The 21789-nt window shown below is 73.8% G+C and carries 20 protein-coding genes; 10 read left to right on the top strand and 10 right to left on the bottom strand.

Going from position 1 to position 21789, the window contains the following annotated elements:
- Positions 1-14: 14 nt before the first annotated feature.
- From ABT015_RS33205 to ABT015_RS33230, 6 genes are all read right to left on the bottom strand, one after another.
- On the bottom strand, positions 15-368 hold the full coding sequence (locus tag ABT015_RS33205; RefSeq protein ID WP_350885830.1) for a DUF742 domain-containing protein: 354 nt from the start codon (positions 366-368) through the stop codon (positions 15-17).
- A complete protein-coding gene (locus tag ABT015_RS33210; protein WP_063349487.1) occupies positions 365-796 on the bottom strand; it encodes a roadblock/LC7 domain-containing protein in 432 nt (143 codons plus the stop codon). Before ABT015_RS33210 ends, ABT015_RS33205 begins: the two co-directional genes overlap by 4 nt.
- Positions 793-2613 (bottom strand): ATP-binding protein, encoded by a 1821-nt coding sequence (locus ABT015_RS33215; RefSeq protein ID WP_350885832.1) that lies wholly within the window; start codon positions 2611-2613, stop codon positions 793-795. Before ABT015_RS33215 ends, ABT015_RS33210 begins: the two co-directional genes overlap by 4 nt.
- 60 nt (positions 2614-2673) lie before the next feature.
- Positions 2674-3687 carry an MBL fold metallo-hydrolase gene (locus tag ABT015_RS33220; RefSeq protein ID WP_350885834.1) on the bottom strand — a complete coding sequence of 338 codons (1014 nt, stop codon included), beginning with the start codon at positions 3685-3687 and terminating at the stop codon, positions 2674-2676.
- 121 nt (positions 3688-3808) lie between these two features.
- Positions 3809-4612: a hypothetical protein gene (locus ABT015_RS33225; protein ID WP_350885836.1), complete on the bottom strand. Its 804-nt coding sequence runs from the start codon at positions 4610-4612 to the stop codon at positions 3809-3811.
- 116 nt (positions 4613-4728) lie between these two features.
- Positions 4729-5649, bottom strand: coding sequence for a GNAT family N-acetyltransferase (locus ABT015_RS33230; protein ID WP_350885838.1), 921 nt, complete (start codon positions 5647-5649; stop codon positions 4729-4731).
- A 268-nt stretch (positions 5650-5917) separates the two neighbouring features.
- Here ABT015_RS33230 and ABT015_RS33235 point away from each other — a divergent pair, with 268 nt between their 5' ends.
- The 3 genes from ABT015_RS33235 to ABT015_RS33245 all read left to right on the top strand — a co-directional run bounded on the left by ABT015_RS33235 (position 5918) and on the right by ABT015_RS33245 (position 9244).
- Complete coding sequence (locus tag ABT015_RS33235) at positions 5918-7231, top strand: MbnB/TglH/ChrH family RiPP precursor modification enzyme (RefSeq protein WP_350885840.1); 1314 nt, start codon at positions 5918-5920, stop codon at positions 7229-7231.
- A gap of 66 nt (positions 7232-7297) precedes the next feature.
- Entirely contained in the window at positions 7298-8392 is a 1095-nt protein-coding gene (locus ABT015_RS33240; protein ID WP_350885842.1) for a TIGR04222 domain-containing membrane protein, read from the top strand.
- A 69-nt stretch (positions 8393-8461) separates the two neighbouring features.
- Entirely contained in the window at positions 8462-9244 is a 783-nt protein-coding gene (locus ABT015_RS33245; RefSeq protein WP_350885844.1) for a TIGR04222 domain-containing membrane protein, read from the top strand.
- 52 nt (positions 9245-9296) lie between these two features.
- Here ABT015_RS33245 and hemQ read toward each other — a convergent pair whose 3' ends face one another.
- The 3 genes from hemQ to ABT015_RS33260 are packed head-to-tail and all read right to left on the bottom strand — an operon-like array spanning position 9297 to position 12059.
- A complete protein-coding gene (gene hemQ, locus ABT015_RS33250) occupies positions 9297-10022 on the bottom strand; it encodes a hydrogen peroxide-dependent heme synthase (RefSeq protein WP_350885846.1) in 726 nt (241 codons plus the stop codon).
- Positions 10019-11452, bottom strand: a complete 1434-nt coding sequence (gene hemG, locus ABT015_RS33255) for a protoporphyrinogen oxidase (RefSeq protein ID WP_350885848.1) — start codon at positions 11450-11452, stop codon at positions 10019-10021. The genes hemQ and hemG overlap by 4 nt, the downstream gene beginning before the upstream one ends.
- 34 nt (positions 11453-11486) lie before the next feature.
- On the bottom strand, positions 11487-12059 hold the full coding sequence (locus ABT015_RS33260) for a Uma2 family endonuclease (protein WP_350885850.1): 573 nt from the start codon (positions 12057-12059) through the stop codon (positions 11487-11489).
- Between the two features lie 55 nt (positions 12060-12114).
- Between ABT015_RS33260 and ABT015_RS33265 the strand changes: the two genes are divergently transcribed.
- Positions 12115-12567, top strand: coding sequence for a 2-thiouracil desulfurase family protein (locus tag ABT015_RS33265; RefSeq protein ID WP_350885852.1), 453 nt, complete (start codon positions 12115-12117; stop codon positions 12565-12567).
- 88 nt (positions 12568-12655) lie between these two features.
- The gene (locus tag ABT015_RS33270) at positions 12656-13618 is read left to right on the top strand and encodes a DUF4349 domain-containing protein (protein ID WP_350885854.1); all 963 of its coding nucleotides are present in this window, start codon (positions 12656-12658) and stop codon (positions 13616-13618) included.
- A 55-nt stretch (positions 13619-13673) separates the two neighbouring features.
- Here ABT015_RS33270 and hemE read toward each other — a convergent pair whose 3' ends face one another.
- Positions 13674-14777, bottom strand: coding sequence for a uroporphyrinogen decarboxylase (hemE, locus tag ABT015_RS33275; protein WP_502897460.1), 1104 nt, complete (start codon positions 14775-14777; stop codon positions 13674-13676).
- A 146-nt stretch (positions 14778-14923) separates the two neighbouring features.
- Between hemE and ABT015_RS33280 the strand changes: the two genes are divergently transcribed.
- The 5 genes from ABT015_RS33280 (at position 14924) to ABT015_RS33300 (ending at position 21653) form a co-directional block, all read left to right on the top strand.
- On the top strand, positions 14924-15586 hold the full coding sequence (locus ABT015_RS33280; RefSeq protein WP_350885856.1) for a DUF3000 domain-containing protein: 663 nt from the start codon (positions 14924-14926) through the stop codon (positions 15584-15586).
- Between the two features lie 320 nt (positions 15587-15906).
- Positions 15907-16641, top strand: coding sequence for a response regulator transcription factor (locus ABT015_RS33285; RefSeq protein WP_063349472.1), 735 nt, complete (start codon positions 15907-15909; stop codon positions 16639-16641).
- 163 nt (positions 16642-16804) lie between these two features.
- Positions 16805-18049 carry a ribonuclease D gene (locus ABT015_RS33290; protein WP_350885859.1) on the top strand — a complete coding sequence of 415 codons (1245 nt, stop codon included), beginning with the start codon at positions 16805-16807 and terminating at the stop codon, positions 18047-18049.
- 227 nt (positions 18050-18276) lie between these two features.
- Positions 18277-19521: a thiolase family protein gene (locus ABT015_RS33295; protein ID WP_350885861.1), complete on the top strand. Its 1245-nt coding sequence runs from the start codon at positions 18277-18279 to the stop codon at positions 19519-19521.
- Between the two features lie 2 nt (positions 19522-19523).
- Entirely contained in the window at positions 19524-21653 is a 2130-nt protein-coding gene (locus tag ABT015_RS33300; RefSeq protein WP_350885863.1) for a 3-hydroxyacyl-CoA dehydrogenase NAD-binding domain-containing protein, read from the top strand.
- The last annotated feature ends 136 nt before the right edge of the window (positions 21654-21789 follow it).

A 21789-nucleotide genomic window follows, 5' to 3' on the forward strand; every position in this document is an offset into this window, starting at 1 on the left:
GCCGGTCGGCCGGGCTACCGGAGCGCACGGAGTCCAACGAGGAGCCTCTCGACGATGGAGCGGTCGGTCTGCTGGGCGCGCGGGATCGGCGCGCGGGCGCGCAGGCAGCCCGCCTCGACCAGGTCGGCCGCGAGGAAGACGGTGGCGCTGACCGGCAGGCGCAGGTGCGCGGCGGCCTCCACCACGGTCAGCGCGCCGGGGCGCAGCAGTTCCCAGAGCCGCTGGTGTTCGGGTTCCAGCTCACGGGGCGGTTCGACGCGGTCCGCGAACAGCACGGTGAGCCGGTCGAAGCCGGCGGTGCCGGGGCGGCTGCGTCCGCCGGTGGCCAGGTAGGCGGGCACCATCCGCCTGCGGGGTACGGCGGTCATGATCGGACGGTGGTGTCCTGCTGCCGGGTCGGACTCGCGAGGGCACGGCCCAGGGCGGCGACCTGTACCTGCATCTGGTAGGCCACGTTGCCGAGTTGGGCCTCCGGGGAGGTGAACACGGCGAGCGAGGTGTTCTCCCCGGCCGGGACGACGACGGCGTAGCCGAGGTCGGACTCGACGACGGTCTGGGCCAGCCGGGGCCGTTCGGTGTCGGTGAAGGCGCTGGTGAACGCTCGGGCGGCGGCGTGCACGGTGGCGGTCATCGCGGCGACCCGCTCGGCGGAGGCGCGGTCGAGCCCGTCCGAGGCTCCCTCGACGAGGCCGTCACCGGTGGCGATGACCGCGTGCAGCACCCCCGGCAGCTCCAGCAGCGGGGTCAGCACCCACGAGATCTCGTCGGTGGTGGTCGGGCTGGGCGTGCTGGTCACTGCTCGGCTCCTTCGGGGGTCGGGGCGGTCAGGCGGACGGTGGTGCGGGCAGCGGCGTCGCGGGCGGCCGCGGTCGGGCCGGTGCCGCCGGTCGTGCCGGTCTCAGCGGTCGTGCTGGTCCCGCCCGTCGCGCCGGTCTCGCGGGCGGCCTGCGCCACGGCGGCGCGGCCGGAGTCGGTGCCCTCCTGGAGCGCCTGCCAGTGGGCGGCGGCGCGCTCGGGCGTCCGCTCGGGGGCCCGGGCGGGCGGCTCGGCCGGTGCGGCGGACGGCCGGGCGGCGGGCTCGGGTGCGCCGGGGCCGTCGGCGGTGACCGGCCGGCGGCGTCGCCTGCTGGGCAGGCCGGTGCCGTCGTCGACCGGGTCGGCGGGGCCGGGCGGCGCGTCGGGCACCGCGTGGATGACGGGCGCGGGGTGCGGGCCCGGCTGGTTGTGCCGGTCGGCGAGCGGGGGCGGCCCGTCGTCCTCGTCGGCGTCCCGCATCGGCGGGACGGCCTGGACGGTGGGCGCGGGGGCCGGGCCCGCGCCGGCCCGCAGCGGCAGCGGGGTGAGCACCGACAGCGGCTGCTCGTCGTCGACGACGGTCACCAGCGCGGCCGGGATGCGCAGGATGGTGCGCATCCCGCCGTACGGCGAGGGCTCGATGTGGCAGGAGAAGCCGTACTGGCGGGCCAGTTTGCCGATCACCGCGAAGCCGGTCTTGGGCGGGTTGCCGAGTTCGGTGAGCAGGACGTCGGGCGGGCCGGCCAGCAGTCGGCGGGCCCGGCGCAGCTGGTCATCGTCCATGCCGATGCCGCTGTCGTCGATGATCACCAGCGCGCCGCGGCCGCCCTGCTGGACGGTGACCGGGATGTCGGTCTCCGGGTGCGAGTAGGCGGAGGCGTTGGCGAGGAGTTCGGCGACGGTGATGGCCAGCGGCTCGGCGGCCCGGGCGACCACGGCGAGCCGCTGCTCGCGCAGATGGTTGGCGACCTTGATCCGGGCGTAGCCGGGCACCCGGGAGAGCGCGCCGACCACCACTTCGGCGAGCGGCGAGTCGGTGCGGGCCAGGCCGGGCCAGGCTTCGCAGAGCACGGCGACGGTCTGGATCCGGCGCAGCGCGACCTCGTTGCGGAAGTCGACCTCCAGCAGCCGGGGATCGTCGTTGTCGTGCTGGAGCTGCTGGACCAGGCTCTGGATCTGGTAGAGCAGGGTCTGGATCCGGGAGGTGGCGCCGCGCATGGCGGCGCGGGCGGCGGCGTCGACGCGTTCGCGCTCGTCCGTGAGGGCGGCGGAGGCGGCGTCCAGGACGGACTGCAGCGCCCGGACGGCCTCGGGGCCGATGGCCTTCCCGTCCAGCGGGCCGACCAGCGGGGCGTTGGCGTGGCTGAGCCGGACGGCGGTGGCGGCGACCCGTTCCTGGGCGAGGTGGCCGATCTCGGCGAGCACGGCGGCGGTGCGCTCCTCGGCGGCGGTGAGCCGCTGTTCGGCCGCCGCGGCCCGGGTGCTCGCGGCGGCGGCCCGCTGGTCGGTCTCCCGGGTGACGTCCTCGGCGGCGCGGGCGCGGCTCTCGGCCTCCCGGGTGCGCTCCTCGGCGGCCCGGTAGCGGCTCTCGGCGTGGTGGGTCTCCTCGGTGGCGCGCCGGGCGGCCTCCTGCGCGTCGCGCAGTTGCTGCTCGGCGCGGGCCAGCCGGCCTTCGGCGGCGCGGGCGCGTTCCTCGCCGTGGCCGCGGGCGGTCTCGGCGGCGACCGCCCGGGTGAGGGCCCGGGCCCGGCCGCGGGCGAGCACGCCCGCCGTCGCGGCGGCGACCAGCGCCAGGGCGATCAGCGCGATCTGCGTCATCGAAGTCCTCGGAGTCCTCTGGGGGTCCGGCTGGTCGGCTGCTGCCGGGGCCGGTGGCGGTCAGCCCCGGGCGGCGGCGCGCGGGCGCGGGCTGCGGGCGGCGTCCTCGGCCAGTTCGCGGGCCACCTGGGCGACCTGGCCCATGGCCTCCAGGACGTTCGGCACCTCGGTGCCGTCCAGGTGCCGGTACTCGGCGGCGACGGTGAGCACCAGCCGCTCGGGCAGGCCGAGTTCGGGGTGGCGCTGCTCGGCTATCACCCGCCGGGCGGCGTCCAGCGCGGGGATCCCGGCGGTGTGCAGGGCGTGCGCGCGCTCCCGGACGTACGTCAGGTAGGCGATGTGGTGGCGGACGCCGTCGCGGTCGAGCACGGGGCCGTGGCCGGGGACGAAGATCTCGGCGCCGGTGGCCAGGATCCGCTCGCAGGCGGTGATCACGTTCTCCAGCGGGCCGGCCCAGTGCACCGGGTGGTCGCCGGGGTACTCGGGGGTCGAGCCGAAGATCACGTCGCCGGTGAAGACGGCGCGCTGGTACGGGAGGTGGACGATCAGGTCGCCGCCGGTGTGGGCGGCGGGCAGGCCGGTCACCTGCACCGGGTACTCCCCCACCCGCAGTTCGAGCTCGCCGGTGAAGACGGTGTCCGGGTGCACGGGGTCGGTGTCGGACCAGTCGAACCGTCCGAAGTGCTCCCTGAGGTAGCCGCCGAGCGGGGAGTCCGGGTCGCCGTTGACGACGAGGGCGTGCTGCTGCTGCGGGGTGGGTTCGTAGTGGATGTGCTCCAGCGCCTCGCGGGTGGAGATCACCTCGGCGTCCGGGACGACTCCGGCGCCCCACAGGTGGTCGCCGTTGGCGTGGGTGACGATCACCCGGTCGACCTCGACCCCGGCCGGCAGCAGGCGGCGGCTGGCGGCGAGGAACTCCCCGGCCAGGGTGGGGTCGTAGGGGGTGTCGATCCAGAGCGCGGTCTTCGCCGAGGCCAGCAGTCCGCAGTTGGCCAGGCCCCAGCCCCGCTTCGGGGGGAGCCACACGTACAGGTCCTCGGCAATCGCGCTCACGTTCGCACGGTTGATCGTCATGTGCGCGATTATGCCCAAAGCGTGTCAGGAGCGGGGCAAAACCTGTACGGCCGCGAGGAGTTACTGCCCCAGACTCTCCCGAGCTGTCCGGTTTCGCCCCTCCTGGTCGAGACCAATCGTCTCAACCGTCGGGACGACCCGTGGACACCTCGCCCCGGAATCCCGACGGGACGTCGGACCGGGGCGCGGGCAGGGTGCGGCAGACCTCGACCGTGACGTCGACGGTGTCCAGGCCTATCACCCGCCCCTCCACCGCGACGAATCCTTTCTCCCCCGAGCGGAACAGCGCCGCCAGCGGGGAGTTGCGGCTCGCCGCGGTCAACGCCTCCACCGCCATCGCGGAGCCGAAGGCGAACACCCCGCAGAGCACGACGCAGGGCGCCTGCCGGGGCGTGCGGGTCACGAAGATGAAGCCGTGGTCGCGGATCAGCTCCCCGGCGGGGTTGTACAGCGCCTCGAAGGTCATTCCGCCCCACCGGGCACGGGCCTCGTCCGGGTACTCGATGGCGAAATCCGGGAACACCGCGTCCAGCACCCCGCCGGAATAGGAGTTGACGCTCGGGCCCCCGATCGAGAACGTCGGCATCCGCGGATCCTGCGCGCCGGCCACCACCAGCTCGATCGTCGCCTTCCGGTTGACCTTCCGCAGCAGATCGGTGAGCCCCGCTATCGCCCTGGCCTCGGCCATCGGCATGAACAACACGTTCTTCGGCCCGCGGCTGGTCAGCTGGCAGCCGTCCGTGGTGAAGGCGAACTCCGCGACCTCGATGCTCGGCGTGATGATCTGCACCCGGCTGTACGGGGCCAGCAGCGCCCGCAGGAAGCCGTAGCGCAGGAACAGTCTGGTCCGGGCGAGGGAGCGGGCCGCGAGGAAGCCGATCACGGCCGGAACCGATGCGATGAACACCTGGAGCAGGATCTCCATATCATCCCCACGGAGAAAGACTCGACCACGAACTGTGTGCCCTGGTTAAGTCCCCTCCGTGGCCGGAAATACCCCCCTCGCGGCAATTCCGACCGTCAGGATTGCCGCACCCGGCGTCACTTCAGGCGCTTGATCCCCTTGCGTTCCCCCGCGCACCGCTCGTACCCCAGCCACGCGTTGATCGCGAGCATCGGCGCATTGGTCTCGTCGTTCGAGGTGTACGCGCGCCGGTAGCCCGCCGCGGCCGCCAGGCGCAGCGACTCCAGCTTGGCCAGCTTGCTCAGCCCGCGCCCGCGGAACTCCCGGCGGCAGGCGGTGAACGCGGACCAGTAGCGGTCCACCCCGTCGGTCTGCGCCATGCTGAACGCGGCCGGTTCGCCGTCCACCACGGCGACGACGGTCAGCGCCCGGTCCAGGTCCGGCCGGGCCCAGTCGCCCCGCAGCCAGTCCTCGTACTCCAGGGCGTCCATCGGCACCTCGCCGGGCTCGTCCCGGGCGGCGTCCGCGTCGACCAGGAACAGCGGGCGCGGGTCGGCCGCCCAGTCGGTGGCCGGGCGCAGCTCGACGCCGGCCGGCCGTACGGGCGCCGGCGGCAGCGGCAGCGCCAAGTCACGTCCGCCGAACTGCGCCGCGCGCCCGAGCTCGTAACCCCGGGCGGCGGCGAAGGCCAGCGAGGCGGGCTCGTCGTCCAACCAGCTGTGCAGCTCGCTCACCCCGTGCCCGGCCAGGTGCCGTTCGGCCGCGGCCAGCAGGGCGGTGGCCGCGCCCCGCCGCCGGAACCGCGGCAGCACGCTGCCGTTGGCGTACCCGACGCCGGTGGTCGTCGTGCCGAGCACCACCGCACAGCGCACCGCGCCGACCACCCGGCCGTCCAGCTCGGCGACGAAGGTGCGGAAGTGCTCGCCCGGGCTCTGCCGGCCGTTCAGCCAGAGCAGGGCCTCTGCGGTCATCACCAGGTGCTCGCGCCCGGCCCGGTGGGCGGCGGCCACGGCCTCGGCGTCGGCGGGGCGGAAGTCACGGATCGTCAAAGAAGTCATGGGTTCCCACGCTAGCTCCGTTGCCCGTCCGGCGCCTTCGGATTTCCCCCTCGCCGATGCGCCTCACCTGCGGCAACGGCACCGGCTCGGGACCAAAGTCCCTCACCCCCGCAGCGGCAAGCTCAAATAATGCTCTGAGAAGACCGGGCGGGGCTTGGCAGCCGCCCCACCCGGGGACATCCTCAGCAACACGGCCGCGCGGTCCTGGCGACGAAGCCCGCACCACCGGGCGGCCTCCCCACCCGGCCCTCCGAAAGGGGGCGAACCGATGACCTCCCCTGCCCTGGACCTGCCCGGCTCCGCCACCCCGGCGCGGGACGGCGCACCCCGCCTCGGCGTCGGCCTCGGCTGGCGCAGCGAGATCGACACCGTCGTCGAGCGCCAACCCGGCCTGGACTGGGTCGAGGTGGTCGCCGAGAACATCTGCGCCGACCACCTGCCCGAGTCCCTGACGGTCCTGCGCGCCCGCGGCGTCACCGTCATCCCGCACGGCGTCGCGCTCGGCCTCGGCGGCGCCGACCTGCCCGACCCCGCCCGGCTCGCCAAGCTCGCCGAGGCGGCGCTCGCCCTCGGCTCCCCGCTGGTCACCGAGCACCTGGCGTTCGTCCGGGCCGGCGGCCTGGAGGCCGGCCACCTGCTGCCCGTCCCCCGCACCCGGGACTCGCTGCGGGTGATCACCGAGAACGTCCGGATCGCCCAGGACCAGCTCCCGGTGCCGCTCGCCCTGGAGAACATCGCCGCCCAGCTGGCCTGGCCCGACGACGAGCTGACCGAGGGGCAGTTCCTCGCCGAACTGGTCGAGCGGACCGGCGTCCGGCTGCTGATCGACGTCGCCAACCTGCACACCAACCGGGTCAACCTCGGCATCGACCCGGCCGCCGAACTGGACCGCCTGCCGCTGGAGGCGCTCGCCTACGTCCACGTCGCCGGCGGCAGCCTGGTCGACGGCGTCTGGCACGACACCCACGCCCATCCCGTCACCGAACCGGTGCTGGAGGTCCTGGCCGAACTCTGCGCACGGGTCGCACCACCCGGCGTCCTGCTGGAACGGGACGCCGACTTCCCGCCGCCCAGCGAGCTGGCCGGCGAACTGGACGCCATCCGCCGGGTGCTGGAGGGGAGCACCCCGCGGACGGCCCCACCGGCCCCCCGCGCCGAACCCCGGGAGACCGCGGCGGGCGCCTGCCCGAGCGGCACCCGCGCCCGGCTGGCGCGGCGCCAGGAGGACCTGCTCGCCGCCCTGGTGGCCGGCGGGCCCGTCCCGCCCGGCTTCGACCCGGACCAGGTCCGCGCCCAGTCCACCGGCCTGGCCGCCAAACGGCGGGACACCGTCGCCAAGGTGGCCCCCGAACTGCCCCGCCTGCTCGGCCGGCCGTACGGGCCGCTGTTCCTCGACTACGCCCGCCGGCACCCGCAGACCGGCGGCTACCGCGCCGACGCCCGGGCCTTCGCCGCCTGGGCGCTCGCCGACGGCGGCCCGCTCGCCGCCGACAACCGCCGGTCCCTGGAGCAGTGGCTCCACCCGGCCGCCGAGCGGCCGCCCGGCGCGTTCGCCCGCCTGCGCCGAGCCCTGCGGCACTGAGCCCTGCGGCACTGAGCAGGCGCTGGGCACCCGTCTTCACCGCACACCTTCGGGGGGAACCCGCCCATGTGGCACAACACCTACTTCGTCATCCCCGCCGTCCTGCTGGTGGCGGCCTCGCTGTACGCGTCCCGCACCAAGCAGCGGGTCGGCCACGTCCCGCACGTCCAGGGTCTGCCGGGCCGCGGCCTGCCGCTGATGGACACCGCCTTCCTGTCCGGCGGCCCCGGCCGGGTCTTCGACACCGCCCTGATCCGGATGCACCTCTCCGAGCGGGCCGTGATCAGCCGTGCAGGCCTGGTCACCCTCACCGGGCACAAGCCGTACGACGCCGTCGACCAGGCCGTCCTGGACGCCGTCGGCCCGGGCCGCAGCCGTGAACTCGCGCCGCTGCGCCGAGCCGTGATGCGCTCCGCCGCCGTGCAGGAGATCGGCGACCGGCTCGCCGACCGCGGCCTGATGCGCCACCCCGAGCGGCTGCGGCGGGCCCGCACCGCCCGGCGGCTGCTCTGGCTCGCGCTGCTCGGCGTCGCCGTCTCGACCGTCCTCGCCCACGTGCTGGACGACGGCGGCGCCGGCTCCGACCGCCCCGCGCCGTGGATCCCGGTGGTGCTCCTGGTCTTCGGCGCGTTCAGCCTGCTCGTCACCTGGCCGACCAAGGGCCGGATCACCCCGGCCGGGCGGCGCCAACTCTCCCTGATGAAGGTCGGCACGCCGTGGACGCCGAGCGCCGGCCTGTCGCCGAAGATGACCGGCGGCGTGCTGCTGGGCGCCCTCGCGCTCGGCGGGCTGGCCGCCGCCGGGCTGGAGGACGACGAGCTGCAGTCCGCGATGCTGGCTGCGGCCGCCCAGGACGAGGCGATGAAGTCGGCCGCCGCGAGCTCCTACGCCGCCTCCTCCTCGACGGGCTCCTCCAGCAGCTTTCCCCCCAGCTCGTGCAGCTCGTCCGGGTCCTCCTGCGGGGGCTCCACGGCCTGGTGCGGCTCCTCCCACTCCGGTTCCTCCGGCTGCGGGGGAAGCAGCGGCAGCTGCGGATCCTCGTCCTCCAGCTGCGGCTCCGGCTCCAGCAGTTGCGGCTCCTCCTCGTCGAGCTGCGGGTCGTCCTCCTCCGGTTGCGGGTCGTCCTCGTCGAGCTGCGGTGGCGGCGGCTGCGGCTCCTGACGTCACAGTTCGGTATCGCGGTCCGGGAAGCCGTTCCCCGCGCCGTCGGCCCAGGCATACAACAAGCCCATGTGGTTGCTGTTCCTGATACCGGCGTGCGTCGCGGCGGTCCTCTCGTGTCTCCGGCTCATCCGGACGACCGCCACCGCCGACGCCCTGGCCGAGGCGGACGGCCTGCGCCCGCCCGAGGCCGTCGGGATCGGGCTGTACGAGACGGCCTACCTGGCCGGCGGCCCGGACCGGGTGGTCGAACTCGCCCTCGTCCTGATGGCCGGCCGGGGCCGGCTGCACCTGGCGCACACCGGCTGGACCACGGTGGTCGACCCCCGGGGCCGCAGCCGCCTGGAGCGCGCGGTCATCATCACCGTCGGCTCCGACGGCCAGTGCCGCACCGACGGGCTGCGCCGGGCGATGGCCGAGCACCCGACCGTCCTGGAGATCGGCGCCCGGCTCTCGCTGGCCGGCCTGGCCACCCCGGCCCTGATCCAGCGCAGCACCGTCCTGGTGGTCCGGCAGGTGCGGCACGCACTGCTGCTGACGCTCCTCCTGCTGGCCGCCGCGCTGGCCCTCACCGGCTTCACCGGCGGTGACACCGTCGCCCCGCTCGCCTGGTTCTCGCTGCCGCTGGTGCTCACCTCGGGCACCCTGCTGATGGCCCGGGTCGACGTCTACCCCTACACCCGCTGGGCGTCCCCGGTCGGCCAGGAGGTGCTGCGCGAGGTCCGCCCGGCCCGCCAGCACGGCCTCGCCGACGACGAGGAGCGCGAACTGCTCACCGCCGTCGCCATGAACGGCCCCGCCGTCCTCCCCGACCCCCGCCTGCGCGCCGCCCTGCGCCCCCACCGGACGTGACACGCGAAACGGGGCCCGCCGAAGCGGACCCCGTTCACCGATCCCGCGGAACTCAGGCCAGACCGTTGAGCAGCTCGCTGAGCGGCTTGCGGCGGCCGGTGAAGAACGGCACCTCCTCGCGGACGTGCAGCCGGGCCCGGGAGGGGCGCAGGTCGCGCATCAGGTCGACGATGCGGTGCAGCTCGTCCGCCTCGAAGGCGAGCAGCCACTCGTAGTCGCCGAGCGCGAACGAGGCCACCGTGTTGGCCCGCACGTCCGGGTAGCCGCGGGCCATCTGGCCGTGCTCGGAGAGCATCGCGCGCCGCTCGGCGTCCGGCAGCAGGTACCACTCGTAGGAGCGGACGAACGGGTAGACGCAGACGTAGTCGCGCGCGCGCTCGTCGGCGAGGAACGCCGGGATGTGCGACTTGTTGAACTCGGCGGGGCGGTGCAGCGCCATGTTGGACCAGACCGGCTCCAGCTGGCGGCCCAGGCCGGTGCGGCGGAAGCGGTTGTACGCCTCCTGCAGGTCGTCCGAGTCCTCGGCGTGCCACCAGACCATGAGGTCGGCGTCCGCGCGCAGACCGGACACGTCGTACGTGCCGCGCACCGTCACGTCCTTCGCGGCCAGCTGGGCGAACAGCTCGTCCACCTCGGCGGCCAGCGCCGTGCGGTCCTCGGGCAGCGCGCCCTTGAGCTTGAACACCGACCACATGGTGTAGCGGATGACCTGGTTCAGGTCGCGCGCCTTCTTCTTCTCGGGCTGCTGCTCCGGCTGCCGCTCAACGGTCTCAGTCATGCGCCCATTGTCCTCTCCGTGGAACCTTCCCCGGTTGCCGGGGTCAACAGTTTGTCGAGGGCGGCCACCGCGGCGGCCGCCGAGCCGATGCAGGCCGGAATGCCGACCCCGTCGTACGCGGCGCCGCACAGCGCCAGTCCTCCCACCCCGGCGGCCGCCGCCCGGATCCGGGCCACCCGGTCCAGGTGGCCCACCGGGTACTGCGGCAGGCCCGCCCGGAAACGCGAGACGGCGGTGTCGTACGGCCGGGCGGTGAGGCCGATCGCCTCCCCGAGGTCCGCCAGCGAGCGGGCCACCAGCTCCTCGTCCGGCAGCTCCAGCGCCTCCTCCTCGCGGTAGCGGCCCAGCGAGGTGCGCAGCAGGAACGCGTCCGGGGCGGAACGCTCCAGCCAGCCCCACTTGTTGGAGGAGAAGGTCGACGCCTTGATCCGCCGCCCGTCCACCGGCGGCACCAGGAACCCGCTGCCGGTCGGCAGCTCCGCCAGGTCGGCCCGGCGGAACGCCAGGGTCACCAGCGCCATGCCCGCGTACTCGACGGCGTCCAGCTCGGCGGCCGCCGCCGGCGCGTCCGCGCGCAGCAGCCGGGCCGCGGCCGGTGCCGGGACGGCCAGCACCACGGCGTCCGCGTGCAGCACCTCGCCGTCGCCGGTCACCACCCGCCAGCCCTCGGGGGTGCGGCGCAGCCCGTCCACCGCCGTACCGGTGCGCAGGTCCACGCCCGCCTTCCGGCAGGCGGCCGCGACGGCCTCCGGCAGGGTGCCGAGCCCGCCGCGCAGGCCCTGGAACACCGGGGTACCGACCACCTTCGGCCGAGAGGCCAGCTCGTGCACCCCGTCGACCAGCGAGCCGCCACCCCGCGCGATCGCCAGCAGCTGCGGCACGGCGGCGCGCAGCGAGATCTCCTCGGCCCGCCCGGCGTAGACGCCGCCCAGCAGCGGCTCGACCAGCCGGTCCACCACCTCCTGGCCCAGCCGGTCGGCGACGTAGCGGCCGATCGCCACGTCGTCCCCGACCTCGGTGGCGCCCTCGTGCCGGGCCCGCTCCAGCCCCTCGGCGGTGAGCACCCCGGAGGCCGCCAGCGCGTCCAGATCGCCCGGGACGCCCATCACCTGCCCGCCCGGCAGCGGGCGCAGCGCGCCCCGCGTCCAGATCGAGGCCTTCGCGGTGGTCGGCGGCTCCAACTCCTCGCCCAGCCCGACCGCCCGGGCCAGCTCCACCGCCTCCGGCCGCCGCGCGAGCATCGACTCGGCCCCCAGGTCCACCCGGACCCCGCCGACCTCGCCGCCCCGCAGCTTCCCGCCGACCCGCTCCGACGCCTCCAGCAGCGTCACCCGCGCCCGCACCGGCCCCCCGGCGGCCCCGCTCAGAAAAGCGGCCGCAGCCAGCCCCGCGATCCCACCACCGACGACGACGACCTGTGCATCCGACATGCCTCGCAGTCTCGCAGGTCTTTACACCGGGCCCTCAATCCGCCAGCGCGTTCAGGTCGATCATGATCGGGAACGGCACCGGGCGCTCCAACGACTCCCGGAAGATCCCGGCGGGCACGTACGCCGAGGTCGCCTGGTCCAGCTCGTAGACGTGTACGGCTGGCCGACCGCCCTCTTCCTCCTCGACGATCCAGTAGTGCGGGATCCCGGCCTCGGCATACTTGCGGACCTTGACGAAACCGTCACGGTCCACGGACTCTGGCGAGACGACCTCGATGACGAGCAGGACTTCATCAGGAGTGAACTGCGTGCGTTTTCTCTCGAAATTGGCCTTGACGACGAGAACGTCCGGCTCGGGACGGTTCCGCCTGTCGAGCTTGATCGACATCTCCCGCCCGACCCTGACCCCTTCCGGGACCTGGGGAATCAGCGCCATCTTCAGGTTGTCGACGACTTCACCGTGCCACCAGCGCTGCGGAGACATCATGAAGACCAGTGCTCCATCGATCAGTTCGGTGTGCCGCGGCGCCTGCGGCAGGTGGTCGAGGTCATCGGCGAACCAGCCCTCGTCCCTGGGCGCGTACATCCAGTCCGGCAGCTCGCTCATGCTCCCAAGATAGCGAGTTCCGAGGCCCTGCGAGCCGCTGCCTAGGCTGTGTGCTATGGAACCGATCGTGGTGAGTGCGTGTCTGGCCGGGGTGCCGTGCCGGTACGACGGGCGGGCGAAGACCTCGCCGGACGTGGTGGGGCTGGTCGAGGCGGGGCGGGCGGTGGTGGTGTGCCCGGAGGGGGCGGGCGGGCTGCCGACCCCGCGCGCTCCGGCGGAGATCGTGGGCGGGGACGGGGCGGACGTGCTGGACGGGCGGGCCCGGGTGGTGGACGCGACGGGCGCGGACTGTACGGCGGAGTTCGTGGCCGGGGCCCGGGCGGCGTTGGCGGCGGCCGAGGCCGCGGGGGCGCGGCGGGCGGTGCTGATGGCGCGCAGCCCGTCCTGCGGCTGCGGGCGGGTGTACGACGGGACGTTCACCGGGGAGCTGCGCCCCGGGGACGGGGTGACGGCGGCGCTGCTGCGGCGGGCGGGCATCGAGGTTGTCCGGTCCGCTGCCGAGCTGTGATCGAGTCGCGACCTTCCGGCGGGGTCCGCTCGGGGCTTTCCTTCGTCCAATGGGGAGATCTCACAGCGGACTTGGGGAGGGCTTCGGAATGGGGAGACGGGCAGGGGCGGGGGCGCTGGCGGTAGCGACCGCGGGCGTGCTGCTGGTCGGGGCGTGCAGCGCCGGCGGTGCGGGCCGGGCGGGGGAGGCGGCGAAGGCGGACGCCGTCGCCCCGGCGGCACCGGCGGCCGCGCCGAGCGCCGCCGGGACGGCGCCGCCGGCGGGGGCGAGCGCCCAGCCGGTCGCGGACAACCGGCTGATCGCGTACACGGCACAGTTGACGCTGCGCACCGGGGACGTCGCCCAGGTGCTGGCGAAGGCCCGGGAGTTGACGGCGGCCGCGGGCGGCTACGTCGGCGCCGAGTCGGTCTCCGGCGCCGTGGAGGGCGGGCCGGGAAGCGCGGCGGGGGGCGAGGCGGGCGGCCAGCTGACGCTGAGGATCCCCTCCGCCGCCTACCAGCAGACGCTGGACCAGCTGGCCGCGCTGGGCCAGGTGGTGTCCCGCAGGAGCCAGGCGGACGATCTGACCCAGCAGGTCGCGGACGTGGCGAGCCGGGTGCAGACCCAGCAGGCGAGCGTGGAGCGGGTGCGGGCGCTGATGGGGCAGGCGAAGTCGCTGAGCGAGGTGACCACGTTGGAGGCCGAGTTGAGCCGCCGGGAGGCCGACCTGGAGTCGCTGCAGAAGCAGCAGAAGGAGCTGGCCGGCAAGACCTCGCTCTCGACCGTCACGCTGGACGTGCGCCGTGCGGACGCCTCGCCGACGCCCACCCCGGGACCGCCGAAGGGCGGCGGCGAGGGCTTCGGGGCGTCCGTCGGCTCCGCGCTCGGCGGCGGCTGGCACGTGCTGGTGGCGATCGTGCGCGCCCTGGCGGTGGGGCTCGCGGCGGTGGCGCCGTTCCTGCTGGTGCTGGGCGTCCCGGCGGCGCTGGTGTACCGGTTGCGGCGCCGGCGCCGCCCGGCGGCCGCGCTGCCCCCGGAGTCCGGCCCGCGGGAAGGGCCCGCGGAGGACTGAGCGACGACTGAAACAGGCGTGCCCCCGCCCGGTCGGGAGGGGGCACGCCGCGGGGTCAGCGGGCGCTGGCCTCGTGGACGAAGGCGACGAGGCGGGAGAGGGCGTCCGGGTCCATGGACGGCAGGACGCCGTGGCCGAGGTTGAAGATGTGGCCGCTGGTGCCGAGGGCCTGGGCGGCGTGCAGCACCTCGCGGGCCTTGGTCTCGACGACCTTGGTGGGGGCGAACAGCACGGCCGGGTCGAGGTTGCCCTGGAGGCCCTTGCCGGGGCCGACGCGCTCGGCCGCGACGTTCAGCGGCACCCGCCAGTCGACGCCGACGATGTCCGCGCCGGCCTGGCCCATCAGGCCGAGGAGTTCGCCGGTGCCGACGCCGAAGTGGATCCGCGGCACGCCGTAGGAGGCGACGGCGTCGAAGACCTTGGTGCTGGACGGCATGACCGAGCGGCGGTAGTCGTCGGGGGCGAGCGAGCCGACCCAGGAGTCGAAGAGCTGGACGGCCGAGGCGCCGGCCTCGATCTGCACCTTCAGGAAGGTGGAGGTGATGTCGGCGAGCCGGTCGACCAGGGCGGCCCACAGCTCGGGCTGCCCGTACATCATGGCCTTGGTGTGCTCGTGGTTCTTGGACGGGCCGCCCTCGACCAGGTAGCTGGCCAGCGTGTAGGGGGCGCCGGCGAAGCCGATCAGCGGGGTCTCGCCGAGTTCGTCCACCAGCAGGCCGACGGCCTCGGTGATGTAGGGGACGTCGTCGGGCTCCAGCGGGCGCAGCCGCTTGAGGTCCTCGGCGGTGCGGATCGGGTCGGCGATGACCGGGCCGACGTTGGGCTTGATCTCGACGTCGATGCCGACGGCCTTGAGCGGCACCACGATGTCGCTGAAGAAGATCGCCGCGTCCACCTTGTGCCGGCGGACCGGCTGGAGGGTGATCTCCTTGACCAGCTCGGGCCGCATGCAGGACTCCAGCATGGGGATGCCCTCGCGGACCTTCAGGTACTCGGGCAGCGAGCGGCCGGCCTGGCGCATGAACCACACCGGGGTGTGCGGCACGGGCTCGTGCCGGCAGGCGCGCAGGAACGCGGAGTCGTACGCGGCGCCGCGGCGCGCGGGGGTGGGCCTGCCGTCGGGGGTGGCCGCCGTGGTGTCTGCCGTAGTCTCGCTCACGGTCCAAATCTTCGCATGCGCCTCGGGGCGCTCCTCCCGGCCGGTCTCGTCGGTTCCTCCAAGATCTGGCCGGGTTTGCCGTTCCGGCACGCCGCTCGGACGGAAGTTGCGGCCTTAACCGCGGTTTTCGACCTAGTCTTCGGGTCATGGCAGCGGTCGGCGGGCACCCCGCGCAGGGTGGCGGAGCAGGTGGCGGAACAGGTCGGGAGGGGGCTCCGAGCGAGTTCCGGGCCGCCGTGGAGGCCCTCGACGGAGCCCGGCTGCGGCCCGAGATCCAGCTCTCCCCCGCGCCGGCCCCGCGCCGGCTGGCCCCGTACGCGTTCGCGGTGACCGCCTCAGTGGAGGTGAACGACGAGGAGCTGGCGGACGGCCGGCTGGTGCTGCTGTACGACCCGGCCGGGCAGGAGGCCTGGAACGGGGAGTTCCGGGTGGTGACGATGACCCGGGCGGAGCTGGAGCCGGAGATGGCCGGCGACCCGATGCTCTCCGAGGTCGGCTGGGCCTGGCTGCTGGACTCGCTGCAGGCGCACGGGGCCGGGTACGCGGAGCCGTCCGGCACGGTGAGCCACTGCGCCTCGCAGTACTTCGGCGGGCTGGCGGACCGCCCGTCCTCGACCGAGATCGAGATCCGGGCCTCCTGGACGCCGGCCGACGGCCGGTTCGAGCGGCACCTGGCGGCCTGGGGGGACCTGCTGTGCATCAGCGCGGGCCTGCCGCCGGCCGCGCCGGCCCCGCAGGCGCCGGCCGATGTGCCGTCACTCGGTGGGGTGGTCCCGATGCCCGCGCGGCGGCGGCCTCGTTCGCACTGAGGAGTGGCGCCCCGCGCCGGGCGGCCCCGGCCGGCCCGATGCCACCCCCAGGGCTGACGGAGTGTGACTTCGAACCCGCTCTGGGTCAATTAACCGGTTGAAACCGACCGATTAGCACCAGATCTGATCGATTTTGTGCGAATTCGGGACGGGTCGTATCACTCATATGCGCGATTTGTCCGTATTGTTACTCACTAGATCGTGATCTTTCGCTAAAGCCGGGCACGGTAGCTGCCGAAGCAGACTGTGACCCTTTCCGAACGCGGAACACTCCGACCGCCCCCTCGGGGTTCCGTCCGCCACTCCCCGCAGGAGGCCTGGTGTCGGTCCTTCTTGAGCACCCCGCAAACGTGGTCGCCTACCGGCCGACCAAGCCCACCGCCATGGTGGTCATCGCCGATCCCCGCGTCCGAAACACCGTCACCCGCCATCTGTGGGCGCTCGGCGTCCGGGACGTGATCGAAGTGTCCTCGATCGCCGAGGCCCGCCCCCGGGTCTCCACCCCGCGCGACATCTGCGTCGCCGACGTACACCTGCCGGACGGCTCCGGCCTGACCATCCTGGCCGAGACCCGCGCCGCGGGCTGGCCCAACGGCCTGGCCCTGTCCGCCGCCGACGACATCGGTGCCGTCCGCAGCGCGCTGGCCGGCGGCGTCAAGGGATACGTCGTCACGGGCACCCGCACCAACGTGGCGATGCCAGGCCGCCCGGGCCTGCCGCTCGGCGCCGCCGGGCTGGCCGGACGGATGCGCCGCCCCGGCATGCCGGGCATGCCGGGCGCCGTGGGTGCGCCGGGCGCCCACGGAACCCATGGAGCCCCCGGTGCGCCCGGTGCGCCGGGCACGCAGCAGTCCGCCTACCGCGAGCTGTCGGGCCGTGAGGTCGAGGTGCTGCGGCTGGTCGCCGAAGGACAGTCGAACAAGGCGATCGGGGTGGCGATGGGCCTGTCCGCGCTGACCGTCAAGAGCCACCTCGCCCGGATCGCCCGCAAGCTGGGCACCGGCGACCGCGCCGGGATGGTCGCGGTCGCGCTGCGCACCGGCATCATCCACTGAGTCCCCGGACGGCCCCGCCACGGCGGTCGAGGAGGAACGTTTCCTCCTCGACCGCCGTGGCCGTGCCCTTCGGCCGCCGACCGGGCCCCGTGGCATAGTCACGGACCCGGTCTGACCAGTCCGACAACACTCCCGGCCGCGAGGACCGTCGTACCCTTGGTGGGTGACCGACGCCGTAGCAGCCATCCCAGAAGAAGCAGCCCCGGTCCCGCTCCTCGAACCGAAGGAGGGGATCCCGCCCGTCGTGGCGGACGAGCAGGCGCTGGCCGCCACCGTCGCCGCCTTCGCCGGGGGCACCGGACCGGTCGCCGTCGACGCCGAGCGGGCCTCCGGCTACCGCTACGGCCAGCGCGCGTACCTCATTCAGCTGCGCCGTGCGGGCGCCGGCAGCGCGCTGATCGACCCGATCGCCTGCCCCGACCTCAGCGGCCTGGGCGACGCCCTCGCCGACACCGAATGGGTGGTGCACGCGGCCACCCAGGACCTGCCCTGCCTGGCCGAGGTCGGCATGAGACCCCGGCAGCTGTTCGACACCGAGCTGGCCGGGCGGATCGCCGGCTTCGCCCGGGTCGGCCTCGGGCCGATGACCGAGAGCGTGCTCGGGCTGAGCCTGGCCAAGGAGCACTCCGCGGTCGACTGGTCCACCCGCCCGCTGCCCGAGCCGTGGCTGCGCTACGCAGCTCTGGACGTCGAGGTGCTGGTCGAGCTGCGCGACGCACTCGAACAGGAGCTGGACGCCCAGGGCAAGCTCGGCTGGGCCCTGGAGGAGTTCGCGGCGATCGCCGCCGCACCGCGCCCGGCTCCGCGCACCGACCCGTGGCGCCGCACCTCGCAGCTGCACAAGGTCCGCCGGCGCCGCCAGCTGGCCGTGGTGCGCGAGCTGTGGCTGGCCCGGGACCGGCTGGCGCAGGAGCGCGACGTCTCGCCGGGCCGGGTGCTCTCGGACGCCGCGATCGTCAACGCCGCGCTGGCCATGCCGCTGAACATCGCCGCGCTGCAGGGCGTCCAGGGCTTCGGGCCGCGGGTCCACCGGCGCCAGCTGGAGCAGTGGCTGGCGGCCGTCCAGCGGGGCCGGGAGATCCCGGAGAACCAGCTGCCGCCGGCCTCCGCGCCGCACGACGGGCCGCCGCCGCCGCGGGCCTGGGCCGAGAAGGACCCGGTGGCCGCCGCCCGGCTGTCCGGGGCGCGCGCCGCCGTCGCGGACCTCGCCGAGCGGCACAACCTGCCGGCCGAGAACCTGATCACCCCGGACCTGGTGCGCCGGGTCTCCTGGGAGCCGCCGGCCGATCCGGCCGCCGACGGCGTGGCCGCCGCGCTGCGCCGGCTCGGCGCCCGGCAGTGGCAGGTCGACCTGGTGGCGCCGGTGGTGGCCGCCGCGTTCGCCGAGGCCGCGGCCGCCCAGGACTGACCTGGAGCGGGTCCGGAGGGGGTGCCGTCCTTGTGACGGCGCCCCCTTCGGCGCATTCGGGCTCCTCCGCCGGTCGGACGTGTCGCGGGACACACGGGGTGAACCCTCCGTGAGGCCTGGGCAGGTTGGTTACCGACCGGTAGCATGACGGTGAAGCGGCGCCGCTCGGGTCTTCACCGGCGGCAGCCCGCCCACCTCAAATGTTGGTCCCTGGGAGGAGAGCCCCCGTGCCTCGTACCGTGAGGGACGTCGTCTTCGTCGATGGCGTCCGCACCCCGTTCGGCAAGGCCGGCCCGAAGGGCATCTACCACGAGACGCGCGCCGACGACCTGGTCGTCAAGTGCATCCGGGAGCTCGTGCGCCGTAACCCGAGCCTGCCCGTCGAGCGCATCGACGAGGTCGCCATCGCGGCCACCACGCAGATCGGCGACCAGGGTCTGACCATCGGGCGCACCGCCGCCCTGCTGTCCGGCCTGCCCAAGTCCGTCCCCGGCTACTCGATCGACCGCATGTGCGCCGGTGCGCTCACGGCCGTGACCGCCACCGCCGGCGGCATCGCCTTCGGCGCGTACGACGTCGTCGTGGCCGGCGGCGTCGAGCACATGGGCCGCCACCCGATGGGCGAGGGCGTCGACCCGAACCCGCGCTTCGTCTCCGAGAAGCTGGTCGACGAGTCCGCCCTGTTCATGGGCATGACGGCGGAGAACCTGCACGACCGGTTCCCGCACCTGACCAAGGAGCGCTGCGACGCCTACGCCGTACGCTCGCAGGAGAAGGCCGCCAAGGCGTACGCCAACGGCGACATCCAGCCCGACCTGGTGCCGATCTCGATCCGCAACACCAACCCCGAGGTCGGCGAGACCGGCTGGGGCCTGGCCACCGTGGACGAGCCGATGCGCCCGGGCACCACGATGGAGAGCCTGGCCGGACTGAAGACCCCCTTCCGCCCGCACGGCAACATCACCGCGGGCAACTCGGCCGGCCTCAACGACGGCGCCACCGCCTCGCTGCTGGCCGCCGAGGACGTCGCCGAGGAGCTCGGCCTCCCGGTCAAGATGCGCCTGGTCTCCTACGCCTTCGCGGGCGTGGAGCCCGAGGTCATGGGCATCGGCCCGGTACCGGCCACCGAGAAGGCGCTGGCCAAGGCCGGTCTGACCATCGACGACATCCAGGCCTTCGAGGTCAACGAGGCCTTCGCCGTCCAGGTACTGTCCTTCCTGGACCACTACGGCATCGCGGACGACGACGAGCGGGTCAACCCGTACGGCGGCGCGATCGCCTTCGGCCACCCGCTGGCCTCCTCCGGCGTGCGCCTGATGAACCAGCTGGCCCGCCGCTTCGAGCAGCGCCCGGACGTCCGCTACGGCCTCACCACGATGTGCATCGGCTTCGGCATGGGCGGGACCGTCATCTGGGAGAACCCGCACTGGAGCGGAGCGGAAAAGTCGTCCGAGCTCGAGGGTGGTAAGTGAACATGACGAGCACCACTGAGCTGCTGCAGCACGGCGCCGAGCTGTTCCCCGGCGAGGTCGTCACGACCGCGCACGTGCGCCACCTGGACCTGCCGCTGCAGGCCGGCAAGCTGGCCCTGATCACCCTGGACAACGGCTTCGACCACACCAAGCCGACCACCTTCGGCCCGGGCTCGCTGCTGAAGCTGTCCGCCGCGCTGGACCAGGTCGAGGCCGAGGCCGCCGAGGGCAAGGTCGTCGCCGTCGCCGTCACCGGCAAGCCGTTCATCTTCGCGGTCGGCGCCGACCTCAAGGGCGTCGAGCTGCTCAAGGAGCACGCGGACGCGCTGGCCATCGGCAAGGGCGGCCACGAGGTCTTCAAGCGGATCGCCGCGCTGCCCGTCCCCTCCTTCGCCTTCTACAACGGCGCGGCGATGGGCGGCGGCGTCGAGGTCGGCCTGCACGCCACCTACCGCACCGTCAGCGCGGGCGTCCCGGCGTTCTCGCTGCCGGAGGTCTTCCTGGGCCTCGTCCCCGGCTGGGGCGGCTGCACCCTGCTGCCGAACCTGATCGGCCCCTCGAAGGCGATCAAGGTCGTCATCGAGAACTCGATGAACCAGAACAAGCAGCTCAAGGGCAAGGACGTGTTCGAGCTGGGGATCGCCGACGCGATCTTCGAGCCGGCCGACTTCCTGGAGCAGTCGCTGCTGTGGGCCGCCAAGGTCCTCAAGGGCGACGTCGTCGTCGAGCGCGAGGAGATCGACCGCGGCAAGGCCTGGGACGACGCCGTCGCCTGGGGCCGCCTGGTCGCCGACGCCAAGGTGCACGGCGCCGCGCCGGCCGCCTACAAGGCGCTGGACATCATCCAGCAGGTCAAGGACTCCGACCTCCAGGCGGGCTTCGACGCCGAGGACGCGGCCCTGGCCGACCTCATCATGAGCGGCGAGCTGCGCAGCGGCATCTACGCCTTCAACCTGGTGCAGCGCCGGGCCAAGCGCCCGGTCGGCGCGCCGGACAAGTCGCTGGCCCGCCAGGTCGACAAGGTCGGCGTCGTCGGCGCCGGTCTGATGGCCTCGCAGCTGGCGCTGCTGTTCGCCCGCCGTCTGGAGGTGCCGGTGGTCCTCACCGACATCGACCAGGAGCGCGTCGACAAGGGCGTCGGCTACGTCCACGCCGAGATCGACAAGCTGCTCGGCAAGGGCCGGATCGGCCAGGACAAGGCCAACCGGCTCAAGGGCCTGGTCAGCGGCTCGCTCGACAAGGCCGCCGCCTTCGGCGACGCGGACTTCGTGATCGAGGCCGTGTTCGAGGAGATGGGCGTCAAGCAGACCGTCTTCGCGGACCTGGAGAACGTGGTCTCGCCGACCTGCGTGCTGGCGACCAACACCTCCTCGCTGTCGGTCACCGAGATGGCCTCGAAGCTGAAGCACCCCGAGCGGGTCGTCGGCTTCCACTTCTTCAACCCGGTCGCGATCCTGCCGCTGCTGGAGATCGTCCGCGGCGAGCAGACCGACGACGCCTCGCTGGCCACCGCCTTCGGCGTCTCGAAGAAGCTGAAGAAGACCTCGGTGCTGGTCAAGGACGCCCCGGCGTTCGTGGTGAACCGGATCCTGACCCGCTTCATGGGCGAGATCCAGACCATCATCGACGAGGGCACTCCGATCGCCACCGTCGAGAAGGGCGTCGAGCCGCTCGGCCTGCCGATGTCCCCGATCGTGCTGCTGGAGCTGGTCGGCCCGGCCATCGCGCTGCACGTCTCGGAGACCCTGCACGGCGCGTTCCCGGAGCGGTTCGCCGTCTCCGAGAACCTCGGCAAGGTGGTCAAGGCCGGCAAGCGCGGCTTCTACACCTGGGTGGACGGCAAGCAGGTCCTCGACCCCGAGGTGCTGGAGCTGCTGTCCTTCGGCGACACCGTGCTGACCGAGGAGCAGGTCCTGAACCGCTCCCTGGAGGCCGTGGCCCAGGAGATCGGCCTGATGCTGGAGGAGGGTGTCGTCGCCGAGGCGCAGGACATCGACCTCTGCATGATCACCGGCGCCGGCTGGCCCTTCCACCTGGGCGGGATCACCCCGTACCTGGACCGTGAGGGCGTCTCGGAGCGGGTGAACGGCAAGCGCTTCCTCGCCCCCGGCGTGGCCTCGGTGCCCGCGTAACGCGCAGCGCCACCGCACGCCGGAGCCCCGGTGACCTGGACCTTGAGTTCTAGGGATCGTTGCAACACCCCAGCTGGGGAGTGCAATGACCTTCGAGATCCGCGAGGACCGGCAGCCGCAGGGGCCCAGGAAGCTC

It is taken from the genome of Kitasatospora sp. NPDC094016 (assembly GCF_040304045.1).
Taxonomy (GTDB): Bacteria; Actinomycetota; Actinomycetes; order Streptomycetales; family Streptomycetaceae; genus Kitasatospora.